At 44.8% G+C, this 12093-nt stretch carries 14 protein-coding genes; 1 reads left to right on the top strand and 13 read right to left on the bottom strand.

Annotated features, from left to right (window positions below):
- The 9 genes from G3M70_14170 to G3M70_14210 form a co-directional block, all read right to left on the bottom strand.
- Positions 1-468, bottom strand: coding sequence for a chemotaxis protein CheX (locus G3M70_14170; GenBank protein QPJ62957.1), 468 nt, complete (start codon positions 466-468; stop codon positions 1-3).
- A gap of 4 nt (positions 469-472) precedes the next feature.
- Entirely contained in the window at positions 473-943 is a 471-nt protein-coding gene (locus G3M70_14175) for a chemotaxis protein CheX (GenBank protein ID QPJ62958.1), read from the bottom strand.
- 7 nt (positions 944-950) lie between these two features.
- Positions 951-1775 (bottom strand): protein-glutamate O-methyltransferase CheR, encoded by an 825-nt coding sequence (locus G3M70_14180; protein QPJ62959.1) that lies wholly within the window; start codon positions 1773-1775, stop codon positions 951-953.
- A 54-nt stretch (positions 1776-1829) separates the two neighbouring features.
- Positions 1830-2207, bottom strand: a complete 378-nt coding sequence (locus tag G3M70_14185) for a response regulator (protein ID QPJ62960.1) — start codon at positions 2205-2207, stop codon at positions 1830-1832.
- Between the two features lie 275 nt (positions 2208-2482).
- Positions 2483-3202 (bottom strand): 2-oxoglutarate:ferredoxin oxidoreductase, encoded by a 720-nt coding sequence (locus G3M70_14190; GenBank protein ID QPJ62961.1) that lies wholly within the window; start codon positions 3200-3202, stop codon positions 2483-2485.
- A 328-nt stretch (positions 3203-3530) separates the two neighbouring features.
- The gene (locus tag G3M70_14195; GenBank protein QPJ62962.1) at positions 3531-3764 is read right to left on the bottom strand and encodes a hypothetical protein; all 234 of its coding nucleotides are present in this window, start codon (positions 3762-3764) and stop codon (positions 3531-3533) included.
- Positions 3765-4421: an orotate phosphoribosyltransferase gene (gene pyrE, locus G3M70_14200; GenBank protein ID QPJ62963.1), complete on the bottom strand. Its 657-nt coding sequence runs from the start codon at positions 4419-4421 to the stop codon at positions 3765-3767.
- A 5-nt stretch (positions 4422-4426) separates the two neighbouring features.
- Complete coding sequence (locus G3M70_14205; protein QPJ62964.1) at positions 4427-6691, bottom strand: LPS-assembly protein LptD; 2265 nt, start codon at positions 6689-6691, stop codon at positions 4427-4429.
- Positions 6669-7961, bottom strand: coding sequence for a bifunctional folylpolyglutamate synthase/dihydrofolate synthase (locus G3M70_14210; GenBank protein QPJ62965.1), 1293 nt, complete (start codon positions 7959-7961; stop codon positions 6669-6671). The genes G3M70_14205 and G3M70_14210 overlap by 23 nt, the downstream gene beginning before the upstream one ends.
- A 171-nt stretch (positions 7962-8132) precedes the next feature.
- Here G3M70_14210 and G3M70_14215 point away from each other — a divergent pair, with 171 nt between their 5' ends.
- Positions 8133-8627: a hypothetical protein gene (locus tag G3M70_14215; protein ID QPJ62966.1), complete on the top strand. Its 495-nt coding sequence runs from the start codon at positions 8133-8135 to the stop codon at positions 8625-8627.
- Between the two features lie 64 nt (positions 8628-8691).
- On the opposite strand, the gene G3M70_14220 is transcribed toward G3M70_14215, so the two are convergent.
- The 4 genes from G3M70_14220 to G3M70_14235 form a co-directional block, all read right to left on the bottom strand.
- Complete coding sequence (locus G3M70_14220) at positions 8692-9282, bottom strand: hypothetical protein (protein ID QPJ62967.1); 591 nt, start codon at positions 9280-9282, stop codon at positions 8692-8694.
- Between the two features lie 89 nt (positions 9283-9371).
- Complete coding sequence (locus tag G3M70_14225) at positions 9372-9749, bottom strand: PilZ domain-containing protein (GenBank protein QPJ62968.1); 378 nt, start codon at positions 9747-9749, stop codon at positions 9372-9374.
- A complete protein-coding gene (locus G3M70_14230; GenBank protein QPJ62969.1) occupies positions 9727-11202 on the bottom strand; it encodes an OmpA family protein in 1476 nt (491 codons plus the stop codon). The genes G3M70_14225 and G3M70_14230 overlap by 23 nt, the downstream gene beginning before the upstream one ends.
- Before the next feature lie 4 nt (positions 11203-11206).
- Positions 11207-11995 carry a motility protein A gene (locus G3M70_14235; GenBank protein ID QPJ62970.1) on the bottom strand — a complete coding sequence of 263 codons (789 nt, stop codon included), beginning with the start codon at positions 11993-11995 and terminating at the stop codon, positions 11207-11209.
- Positions 11996-12093: the final 98 nt, after the last annotated feature.

The following is a 12093-nucleotide window of genomic DNA, read 5'->3' on the forward strand; positions in this document are numbered from 1 at the left end:
TTAATTGTTTTGGTTTTTCTCAGGAAATTCGAGTAGTTGAAATTCGACCAGATCGCCCTCACATTCATAAGTCAGGCGGGTTAAAGGTTCTGTATGTGGGAACTTTAGATCGCCTGCTTCAAACGACATGACAGGGATATCGATTGAAGAGGGTTGTGGCACCAGGTTTTTCAGGTTTCCACCAATCTGATTAGCCAGTTCCTTTAGAGTGTCTTTAATATTTTCGTTTTCAATTGCAGAGTCACTTTCTCCAAAAAATATCCGGGAGGCTGTGTGAGTGAGTCCCGGCGCGATAGTGATTACAAACCAGCCGTTCCACCTTCCCTTGATTTGTGTTGCGCACCTTAGGTTTTTTATTTCTGTAATAGGCTGTTTAGTATTTTTCTGAGTCAGGGACAACCCAAGTGCAGTTGTCCAAACCATCTCGGCACAGTGTCGTATTTCCTTTTCCATGTATTGTGTGGGCATTGTTTTAACTGGTCACGGCGCCATTAGTATCCGTTTTTTTCAATACTGAAATTGAAAAGGGTTTGTTTCCACAAGTAAACGATATTAAACAAATCAACTCACTCCCAGGTACCCGCAGATTAAAATTGGTGACTGCGACTGTAGGGAGGGAGAGGTAACAGGGTTCGGGGAACATGGCTTTGAGGTTTCCTCCGGTCATATTTGCCAATTCACCCAGGGCGTCCTGGATATCTTGCATTTTAGCTTCTGTTTCTGGAACAGAAAACATGATAGCTGCAGCCTTTCTCGCCAGGGTTGCAGGGCAATGGAGGGTGACTGTACCAGACCATTCCCCCGTAATATGAACACAACTGGCCAGGGCATTGTCCAGATGATCGGGCTCATATATTTTTTCAGATTTGGTGACATCCATTCCGAGGACGTTTTTCCAGATTACCTCTGTATACTGGGTGATATCGTCTTCAAGGTGGTCCATTTGTATTTTAACCTTTCAGGCTGTAACATCCCGATTGTGGTAGCGGGAGCCTTTCAAATGCAGGATCGATGTTCATCGTTGTTTCTGCAGCCCCCAAAAACAGGTAACCGCTAGGCTTCAAAACTTTCTTGATTTTTCCCAGAATACTTTTTTTCATTTCCACATCAAAATAGATCAAAACATTCCTGAGAAACATGATGTCTACGGGAGGTATTGGGGGAAAAGGTTCAGAGAGGTTGATTTCACGAAACTGGACCATTTTTAATAAGTCATCCTTCACTTTCCAATCGGTGCCCACCCGTTCGAAAAATTTCACCAAAAGCATTGCAGGTAATCCACGGTTGACTTCAAGTTGTGAGTATTTACCTGTTCGACAACGGGCCAGCATTTCCCTGGATATATCGCTGCTCATAAAGTTGATTTTCCAATTGTTTAGTTCGGGAAAATCATTTTTAAGAATCATGGCAATGGTAAAGGGTTCCTGCCCACTGGAGCTTGCACCACACCAGATGTTCAATTCACGTTTTATTTTGTTTTTTTCCAGGATATCCGGAAGGACATGTTTTTTTAAGGCTTCAAAGGGGTGAACATCCCGGAAAAAAGAAGTTTCGTTTGTAGTGAGTGCGTCAACCACTTTGTCGGAAAGCCCGTTTCTGGACCCACCCATACGAAGTTGGCCGACAAGGCTTTGGATTGTTTCCAGGCCTTCGCTGTGAAGCAGGGGAAGCATTCTGGATTCAACCAGATATTCTTTGCCGGGTTCGAGAACGATAGCCGATCGATTAAGTACCAGTTTTCTAATGTAATCAAAATCTGCTGATGCGATAGCCATAAAACCTTTGTTGGAAAATGTGGAGAGATAGAGTTTTGATTCGTAAATTAAAAACTACGAAGAGTTGACTGCTATTCCCATCAGAGTTAGTTTTTCCTGAATCATTTCCTTGGTAAATGGTTTCATTACATACTCATTGGCTCCTGCTTCAAGAGCCTTAACCACTTGAGACATTTCCGTTTCAGTTGTGACCATCATGAGCCGCATATTGTCATACTTTGAGTTTTTTCTGATTTCGCAGACAAGTTCATAGCCGTTCATTTCCGGCATATTCCAATCGACAAGGGCGAATTCAAAAAGGTCGCTGGATTCAACGACTTGAAATGCTTCTTTGCCGTCCCCGGCTTCACTGACTTCAAAACCCATGCTGACCAGCATTTGAGTCAGAATACGCCTGATGGCTTTCGAGTCATCGACTACCAATGCACGCACATTAACCTCCCATTGTCATAAAAAAACTATTTAATTAGGTTTCCTGTAATAACACCTGATCTGATATGGTTTTGGTATTATCGGGAAACCAGAAAACCTGAATTTATTTTCTAACGTGTAATCAGGTTAAGGGGAAAAAAATTACTGTCAACGGAAAATAATTGGAACAAAAAGAGAGGAATGTAGGCGGGATAAAAACAAAAATCCCGCAGTTGTTACCCTGTGTAATCACAGGAGAAAACTGCGGGATTAGGTTAAACCATTAAACTGGTATTTTATTCTGCGTTTTCGTCGAGACCCTGTTCGAGTTCGTTCATGAAGAGTTGCGCATTTTCCTTGGTGTCCTTAGCGCGCTCTTCTTTTCTTGCCCTGATTTCTTCAAGTTCTTCCTTGCCTTCAGGAGTTTCTGCCCAAGGTGTAAGGCCACCTTGTTTAAGTTTAATGATTGCTTGTTTGATCTTTTCGATTTTGGCTGAGTCAAAGTCGCGAATCGCAAGAAGGGCATCTTCATGACCATCATAGGCACACCATGCCTGAGTATAACAGTTGGTGTTCGCGCGGATCATCCTGAGGGTGATGTTCGCAAAATGACAGTGAACCCCGATAAAAGCACATACATGAATTTTGTTGTGCTGGATTGTGAGGTTTGGGTGACAAGGGTTGATCACTGCTTCCGGATCAATCTTTGGGTAAATTGGGCGGTAGTCCGGCATTGGAATGATATTCATACCGGGAACTTCCTTGACCAGGTCAAGCGCCAATGTTGCCTTATGACGTGTTTCTTCGGTCCAGCCCCAGACCAACATTGGGCCGGGAAATAGGGTCGGGTTTCTGAGGGTCAATAGTTTTTCTGCACTGATATCGTAGACCTTTTCTTCTTCAACTGGTTCGCCTTCAAGAAGGTGATGACCAGATCCTTCTTCGGGTTGAAAAATACCCATGGCTGCTGCTGATGGCGGAAGAAAACCTGCGGGCCCTAATGGTAATTTTGGCATTCTAAATAAACCTCCGATTAATCCAAACTTGTGATGATAATGAGCTTGTTTATATTTTAAAGGATAAAGTTAACGACGGATTTGAACCCGGTTTTGCCTTAAATACCACTTGTAGGGCAGGAAGCTAAATAAACCAAGGTTTTTAAAGAGGTTAATCCTATTATCAATTGCAGAAACTGTCAATACATAAATCCAGAATGAGGGGGCCTGGGGCCCTTATTTTTGTAAAAAAGATGTTTCGAATTTTCTATGGTTAATACGCCTTTTCCAGGGAATGAAGGTTTAAAGGCTTAAATCTAAAGGGCTTACTTCGCGTTTTTGAGTTGTTTCACTCTCCGGGCCATCCCCGGTCACGCATGCATTTGCTGTAATGAGCCTGGGCTCTATAGGCTTGGGGACCATTGCGCTCCATTCCATCCATGTGTGAGAGTGACCGACATTCTCTGGAGTCACGTACCATCAATGGGTCTTTCTTCTCTTTTTTAGCGGGGGCACCTGCGCAGGCAGTTAAAATTGCCGCTACCAGGGCCAAAATGGCAATCCTGAGTCTATGTTGCCCCATTTATTTTTTCTTCTCCCACCATTCAAAAGGGTGGTCTTTCCATTCCATCAGGGTCTGGAGCTGCTCACTGGATAATTTTCCTGAGCTCTTCATAAAATCAAGAAGTTCCTCGAATTGAATCAGGGTATGAAGCTGGCAGTCCTTCTCATTGAACCGTTCAATAGTATCAGGAAAGCCATACGAAAAAATCCCCATACAATGTTGAACCCGGACGCCTGCTTCGCGGAGTGCGTGCACAACTTTTAGAACGCTGCCTCCCGTTGAGATGAGATCTTCAACAACCACCACATTTTTGCCGGGGTCCAGAGGGCCTTCGATTTGGTTTTTCATCCCATGTTCTTTGGGGGTGGGCCGGACATAAATAAGTGGGCATTGCAGTCGGTTGGCTAACGTAGTGGCGTGTGGTATGCCGGCGGTGGCTGTACCCGCGATCACATCAGTTGGTATTTTGCGGGAATCGATAATGGCTTGAAAGCCTTCCGCGACCAATTGGCGGTGGGAGCTATCACCGAGTAATAACCGATTATCATTGTAAATCGGCATTCGAGCACCGGAGGCCCAGGTGAAGGGGTTTTCCGGGGAAATTTTAATGGCTCCCAGGTCGAGGGCAATTTTGGCGAGTTGTATTGAGACGGGTGGGTCGAGTTCCGAAGGCATGTTTATCAGAAAGAACGGTGGATAAAGGATTCTCCTTCACTTCCGGCGATTTCGCCAAGCCCTTTAAGTGTCAGGTTGAAGAGAAACCGGGTCTCTTCCTGTCGAAGTCCGCCGTTGATGTTGAGGCGTTGGATTACATCGACAGAAACACCCCAGCATCCGCAAGGGTTATTAAACGACAAGCGTCCATTTTTTTCAAGCAGGGTTTCGTTGAACTCATCGAAGCGCGTGCTGAACTTCATGTTCCAGCCAGGTAGGAAAGAATAGTCGATTGTTCCGAGAATGGAAGCCGAGGTGTTGTGCGCCATACGTCGTTCCATGATGACCATCAGGTTGTCTGTCGGGCGCACACCAACATCAAAGTTGACGGTCTGAACAATTCCATCATAGAGGTCAATCGTTGAATCCATGTTCACCATCAACCAATCAAATGGACGGCTGTCCAGATCAAAGCGGAGAGATGAGAATGGTCGATTCTTATCCATCGAAGAGGTCAAGGACCGCCCAGCTTCGTTAAAGTTATAGCTTTGACTGATTTCGAAGCGCGCGATTTGCTGGGTGTTGCTGGAGCCGTCTGTGGTGACTTTTTTCAACAGTCGCTGGGTCAGAAAGTAGGAAATCGAATTGGTGTTTGGAATCTGATCAATCCCGTCGATTTGAAAAATCTGATTTCTGTCCAGTTCATCAATATCTGGAATATAGTCATACTGAACGCGAGGTTCGATTACGTGTTTGATCTTAGTGTCCCCGCCATTGGAATCCAGTTGAAAAATTTTGTTGAATTTCGGACCCTCGAGGACACCACGAACGTCTATCAACTCCCGGTTGATAGAACCGTGCGATGTTGTTCCCTGAAAGGAGTCGCTGTAATAAGTATTGCGGACCCCCACCGTAGGCGTGAAGTTTAGCCATGGGAAAAGCTGGACTGGGGCAGAAAGCTGCGGATGAATATCGATCCTTTGCAGGTTGACCACTTGGTCCGTCAGAGTGCTTCCATCCAGATCGGTTACAAATGTAGTGAAAGTTGTATCCTGATTAAAGTAAATATTGGTTTTCCCTATCTCGACCGGCTGTGTCCTCCAGATGGCCTGGGGCAGGATACCGAAGGTGTCGTCGCGCCCATCGTCTTCACTTTCTCTCAATCGCGCAAGCAGGTCGAAGGATTGATTGCCCCAGGTTTTAAACAATGTCGCCCAGGAATCGGTGCTGCGCCGTGTTCTATTTTCGGTCTGGTCTCGGAATGTTTTGTTGAAGTTGTCGCTTGAGGATAAATCCAGTTTGCCGTTCAGTGCCCATCCATAGGGTAGCTGTTGCTGGTGAAAGGCGTCGATTTTCCAGAAAAAATTTCCAGTGACATTGTCGTCAATTAACACTGCGTTAAATTGGCCCGTCGTAGTTTTACTCGGGGTATATCGGTATTCGAGTGAAGTCTCGACTCCCCGGTTTTCCATGTACCGGACTCCGATGGTGGCATCCTGATGATCGTTGATCGCCCAGAAAAAAGAATTGCCAAGAGTAAACCCGTCCAGGTTGGACTGCCCAATGCTGGGGGTCAGAAACCCTGTTTTTCTTCGGTTGTCGAGCGGTATATATCCAATGGGGATATAGCCGACAGGCATGTTACGGATTTTGACAACACCGCCCTTGAATAATGCCCGGTCCTTGGCTTCCACGTCTGCGTCATCAACTTCAATTTTCCAGTCCGGTATTTTACCGGTACAGGTAGTCAGGCTGGCTTCCGTGATCTTGTAGTGATTTTCACTGAGCTTGGTGATTTCTTTGCCTTTTACAAAATACTTGATTCCTTTGGGGCTCCCAAGGGTGCCTTCAGCGTCGAACAACCGGCCTTTTTCTGATTTGATGTTTATCTGGGCTTTCGTTGAGCGCAGCCTCGTTCCATCTTCAGCAATCATCAACACGTGTCCAACGGCCTCACCCCTTCCGGTTTTAGGGTTCACCAGAACACGGTCCGCTTTGATAATCCGACCCTGGTAAGTGATGCGAACCCGACCCCAGGCCCTGATTTGATTTTTTTCGGAAATCTGCTCCAGGTGATCTGCAGATATGTGGATAGGGGGCTCGGTATTTTTTTTGGTTTTGGCATCAGTCCGTGTTTTTTTTGCTTCAGGGGGAGGTGTTGGAATGGGCGCGTAGTTGTAAGGAGAGGGGAACTGGCTGCCCTGGTATCGATCCTGAGCCTGAGCCAGGTTTGCACCTAAGGCAAACACCGCGAGAAGTGCAAATAATCTAATGAAGCTTTTGATGTTCAATGCTTTGCTTTGCCTCAGCGATGGTGAACACTGAACCGGTAACCAGTATGAGGTCGCGGGGCCCGGATCGATTTTTTGCTGTATGCAAAGCATATTGAATTTCGTCAATAATTTCAATAACTTTGTTGGAAATTTGTAATAATTTAAACAAATTATGGGGGTCTGCACTGCGTTCCATCCTGGGCTGAGTGATATACACCTCATCTGCAAAACTGCCTATAATTTCAGCAATTTGTGGGAGGTCTTTGTCCTTCATGACCCCGAGGATCACTCTGGATTTTTCAAACCTAAAATGCTCCCGGATAGAATCCGTCAGTTTTTTGACAGAATCAGGATTGTGGGCACAATCCAGGAGAACTATTGGGTTTGTCTCAACGACTTCCATTCGGCCCGGCCAGTATGCATTTTTAAGACCTGATCGCAGGTAGTGTTCACTCAAAACAGCCTCTTGTGTCTTAACTGCCTGGCGTGTCGCTGCCACTGCCAAAGCAGCATTTTGTACCTGAAATTCACCCAGTAAGGGGATTTCCAGCCCCTCAAGCAACAAATCTGGACTGCTCCAATCGAATGTTTGAACATGGCCGTTCCAGGTTCGCCCGCGAATTTTAAATTCCCGGCCCAGAAATTCGACAGGGCACCCTTTTTCCCGCGCCCAGGCCTCAATAACCTCGCAAACCTCAGGCTTATTTTTTCCAGCAAGAACTGTACCGCCGGGTTTTATGATGGCGGCTTTTTCTGCTGCGATAGCCTCCAGGTTTTGGCCCAGACTGCTTTCGTGGTCTTTGGAAATGGAAGTGATCACCGAAACCTGGGCCTTGCATAGATTGGTTGAATCCAATCTACCCCCCATTCCAACTTCAATGATATTCCATTCACATCCACTCTGGAAAAAGTGAAGAAAGGCAATAGCCGTTGCCACCTCAAAATAGGTGGCCGGGATATTTTCTTGCTCACAAGCTTCCTTAATGCAGGTCGCAACCTGCGCCAGTTCCTCCGGCAGAATTTCCTGTCGGTTAACTTGAATTCGTTCCCGGTAATCAAGAAGGTGAGGGGAGGTGTAGAGGCCGGTTCTGTATCCGGCACTTCGTAGAATTGACTCTGTGAAGATCGCAGTAGATCCCTTCCCATTGGTACCGGCAATGTGGACTGTTGGAACCTTTAACTGTGGATTTCCTAGTGCCTTCAGCAGGCGAGAGGTATTTTCCAGACCAAGTTTGATGCCGCTTTTAATTAAATCGTCAAGGTAATCACAAGTTTGTTCGTAGTTCATCCGGAGCCATTGTTTTTTAACTGACAAAGAAACGAAACGCTGAAGAATTCACGAGTTTAGGGCCCAAAAGGCTGCTTTATTTTCTCACTTGAGAGTATGCTGTGTAAGGTAAAATAAAATTAATTATTTTTAATGAAGAATAAATTGCAAATCTTTTGGAAGGAAGTTGGATTGAATATTCCATTGGTGAGGCTTCGGGATGTAGAAGCTTTAATAGGGAGTTCAGGTGAGGACAATGGAGATGTTCTGCCTCAGACCTACGTCGATTCTCCTATTCCTGAAGACTGTTTCGCCATTTCTCCACAGGATATTAGTAATAAATTACCTTTCTATGGACAGGGGGTACCTGTTTTTGCAAAGCAATTTGAAACATGTGAACCCGTTGACCAAATTTTTCTACTGCGCTTCTCTCCAGAAATTCCACACTTTTGCCGAATGGTCAGATCTGAACAAAAAGCCGGTGCCGGGGAGGTGTTTCGCTCAACTCGCCGTAAAAGTTTCATGACCCCTACACCTCTCCACATACCCACCAGTAAAGTTTCACCCATACCGGATTACACACATTCTTTTTTTTATCTTAAGTTATACGATCGGGAAAACCTTGAAGTTGTATCAACGAGCCAATCAAACCGGTTATTGCCATTAGTAAAAATTTTACCAGGTTGATTGGTTGGATTTGAAGTTTTGAATTTTACCTTTTCCGGATTAAAAAACAGATTTTGAGGTTTTGTCAGACAGGTTTCGAAATCAATGTGATCATGGCCTGATAAGTTTCTAATCCAATAGCTGTCCAATCAAGTGAGGAAAATTCAGGTCGACTCATAGGATAGACCTTTAACAGCTTAATAAACCCTGCCTGGTCGCAATGCTGGATGATTTTTTCATCTTGTATTTCAACAAGTCTCTGGTGCGCCGTGCTATCGATTTCCCAGACCCAGGGTGTTTCTGAAACTGAAAAAAATATATCTTCGTTGGCTCCGGGGACTTGGCGGTTTTGCTGCAGTTGGGTCTGGTATTCCTTAAAATCTCCCCCCTTTAATATGAGCGAGAAACCCAGATAATGTCCCCACCAGAATAGGGTGCGAAAGGTGAAAAATTCTTTCTTGTTTAAAAGCTGGGGCATGTCGAGGGATAGATAGGGAAACCCCTTATGGTTTTCACCTCTGGCTATTTGCCCCTTTGTCCTATCGGCGTTTTCGGGACAGAAAGTTTTGCCATTTGAAATCAGGTTTTGCAGGGCCAGGTTCAGGGCGGTCAGTTTTTCTTCTGCTTTTTTAATGATTCCTGGTTTCTGCTGGAACAGGTCTACGGTCCTTAACATCCTTAGCTCAGTTTCATTCCAGGAGTCAGAGGGTGTGGGTTGGGGATGGCTCAAAATAACCTTAGGGGTGAGTGGAGGTTTGGGGGCGGTCAGAACCGAAGTTCTTCCTTTTGGCGTTCAAGTACGTATTTGTGAATTTTGTCTTCCATTTTCTGTTGAAGCCCAAGAAACTGACAGTGGCGAATATTTTTCCTGCCAACTCGAAGAACTTTAATTCGTGCTTCTATTTTGTCTTCGCTTACCGGCAGGGTAAAAGTTATATCGAGTTCATCTTCGACCTTTAACTTGTCGCTGATTAATGAAAGACCGCCAGAACTGATGTCTGCAACATCATAGGAATCCTTTCCAGAATTCACAACAATCGGGTCGAGCTCTGACGGAGAGATCCGGTAAGCCTGCCTGCTGTCCGGCGGGACTTTTATGTGTTTCAGCCCTTCTCCCTCTTCAGCCTTCTTTTTCCAGAACAATTTCAACCCTCCTGTTGATTTTGCGACCCGGCGCGCTGTCATTGTCCGCCACGGGGAAAGTGTCCGCGTAACCTGAAGCCGAGACTCGTTCTGCGGGAATATTTTTATCCAGGAAAAATCTCAGAACTGCGGCAGCTCTTGCCGCAGATAACTCCCAGTTTGTCGGAAACTTTTCCGAGTCTATTGGGACATCGTCTGTATGACCATTTATCTGGATTTTATACCCTGAATATTTTTTTGCAACCTTTACGATTTCTTCCAGAATTTCACGGCTTTTTTTCAATTCCAGATCTGCGCTGCCAGATGAAAACAAGGTTTCCCCTGGAAGTTTTAAAATTATTTTATTCTCTCCCGGGGGTGATTCGATTTCCACCTGATTCTCTAGTTGTTTGGATAAACTCTGCATGTCTTTTTCAATTTGGTTTGGGATTAAACCCATAGCCATTTCAAGTGATTCAGGATTGTCTTTTGCCTTGATTATGCTTTGAAGCTTTTCAGGAGGGCCTCCTTCCTCGACAACATCGCGAATTTTTTCTATATCCATCTGCCCGAGAGAATAGTAAAGAATGAAAAAAGTCATGAGCAGAGTGGCCAGGTCTGCATAGGTCGTGATCCATCCGTCGGTGCTTCCATCCTCAATAGACTCCAGGAGGCTATCTTTGGATTTTTTCTTCCGGTTTAATTTTCTTTTTAATTGTTGTGTGATTTCAATCTCAAGTTGAGCAAGTTGTCTTTGCAGCTTGGTTTTTTGCAATTTGCGCTCGCGTTCAAGGCTGCTCTCCAGCATAACTTTCTCTTTCCGAAGTTCCTCGAGATTTTCAGCCAGTATTTTAATTGCTGTTGGCGAGGCCTCTCCAGAATTTGTTGCTGCGTGTATGGCTTCTTCGTAACTCGAAATTAATTCGTCCTTTTCTTTCAAAAGTTGTTCGTAACGAACTTGGGCCTTTTCCATGCGCTCTTCAATTATCCTGGCATTTTCGCTGAGTCCAGGGTTTATTGATGTCGATCTAGGTTCATCTCTTATACGCTTGATTTCACGAGCCAGTATTCCCTTTTCTTTTGTCAGGCGATCCCGTTCCTTTTTCTCGTGTTCCAGCTTAAGGCCCAACTGATCATTTTTTGCTTTGATCTCTTTTAGGTATTGAAGGGTTTTTAAATACCGTTCCTTTTGATTGATAGAATCTTCTGCGCTCTCCTCCGCTTCAAGATGATTGTCAGAATTTGGGTCTTTCCTGTTTTTTGAAATTTCCAATCCGCGTTTTTGGAAATAGCGGATTTCTTCTTCCTGTTCTTCAATTTTGGCTTGCAGGGATTTGATTCGCTTTTGAGTGAATTCCTGCAGGAACTGAACCTTTTCTTCCTGTTTGATCTTTTCTACACGCACCCTGTTCAACTCCGTATTTTTTATACGGACTTGTTCCTTGAGTTGTTGGTTTTCCTGTGTTTCTTTCATGTTTTTATTTAAAATTCTTACCCGTTCCTGTTCTGCTGAGGGGGCGCCGCTCGCTTTCGGGAATAAAGGCCGATAACTTGTCATAAAGAGAAAGCGGGTTGTTGTCATTCAAAATGGAAATTGCCCCTTCAAAAATTGTTTCAAGCATGATGACTTCGTTCAAGGTCCTGTCCTTTAGCTTTCCCGCGATGGGCAAAAAAATCAAGTTGGCTAAGAGAACTCCGTAAAAAGTGGTCAGTAATGCAACGGCCATTGCGGGTCCGATGGTTTCGGGATTGGATAATCGGCTTAACATCTGGACCAGGCCAATCAGGGTTCCAATCATTCCAAATGCAGGAGAATAAGTCGCCATCTTCCTGAAAATATCCTGGATTATCAAGTGTCGCTGCTTGAGCGATTCGATTTCAATATTAAGGGTATCCCGGATGTTGTCTTCTTTGGAACCATCGGCAATCAGATTGCAGGCTTTTCTCAGGAAAGCATTTCCATCTTGAAATTCAATTTTCCCGATGGCAATCAGTCCCTGCCGCCTCGTCATGGTGCAAAGTTCGACCATGGTTTCTACCATATCGTTTGGGTCTCTTTTTTTTTCCCGAAACACAAAAGCGGCCGCCTTAAAGGCCCGGAGAACATCTTTTAATTGAAAAGTGACAAATGTTGCGGCAATCGTACCTCCAATAACGATCATGATTCCTGGGAGGTTCCAGAAATTGTGAATTTCTCCACCAATGAATATGGCTCCTATTATTAAAGCGATACCAAGAAGAATTCCTGAAAAGGAAGCGGAGTCCATAAATTAAACCGATAAGGGTGGCGAGGTCATATCAGAAATCGCCTTTGAGTCAAAAGAATTTAATCAGGCTAAGAAATCAATTTAATATCTGTTTGCCA

The sequence above is a fragment of the Candidatus Nitronauta litoralis genome, from assembly GCA_015698285.1.
In the GTDB taxonomy this organism is placed as follows: Bacteria; Nitrospinota; Nitrospinia; order Nitrospinales; family Nitrospinaceae; genus Nitronauta; species Nitronauta litoralis.

Excerpts from the sequence above, each read along its gene's own strand:
- G3M70_14180 (QPJ62959.1), bottom strand. The coding sequence starts at position 1,775 with ATGGCTATCGCATCAGCAGATTTTGATTACATTAGAAAACTGGTACTT.
- G3M70_14195 (QPJ62962.1), bottom strand. The coding sequence starts at position 3,764 with ATGGGGCAACATAGACTCAGGATTGCCATTTTGGCCCTGGTAGCGGCA.
- pyrE (QPJ62963.1), bottom strand. The coding sequence starts at position 4,421 with ATGCCTTCGGAACTCGACCCACCCGTCTCAATACAACTCGCCAAAATT.
- G3M70_14210 (QPJ62965.1), bottom strand. The coding sequence starts at position 7,961 with ATGAACTACGAACAAACTTGTGATTACCTTGACGATTTAATTAAAAGC.
- G3M70_14175 (QPJ62958.1), bottom strand. The coding sequence starts at position 943 with ATGGACCACCTTGAAGACGATATCACCCAGTATACAGAGGTAATCTGG.
- G3M70_14170 (QPJ62957.1), bottom strand. The coding sequence starts at position 468 with ATGCCCACACAATACATGGAAAAGGAAATACGACACTGTGCCGAGATG.
- G3M70_14235 (QPJ62970.1), bottom strand. The coding sequence starts at position 11,995 with ATGGACTCCGCTTCCTTTTCAGGAATTCTTCTTGGTATCGCTTTAATA.
- G3M70_14230 (QPJ62969.1), bottom strand. The coding sequence starts at position 11,202 with ATGAAAGAAACACAGGAAAACCAACAACTCAAGGAACAAGTCCGTATA.
- G3M70_14190 (QPJ62961.1), bottom strand. The coding sequence starts at position 3,202 with ATGCCAAAATTACCATTAGGGCCCGCAGGTTTTCTTCCGCCATCAGCA.
- G3M70_14220 (QPJ62967.1), bottom strand. The coding sequence starts at position 9,282 with ATGTTAAGGACCGTAGACCTGTTCCAGCAGAAACCAGGAATCATTAAA.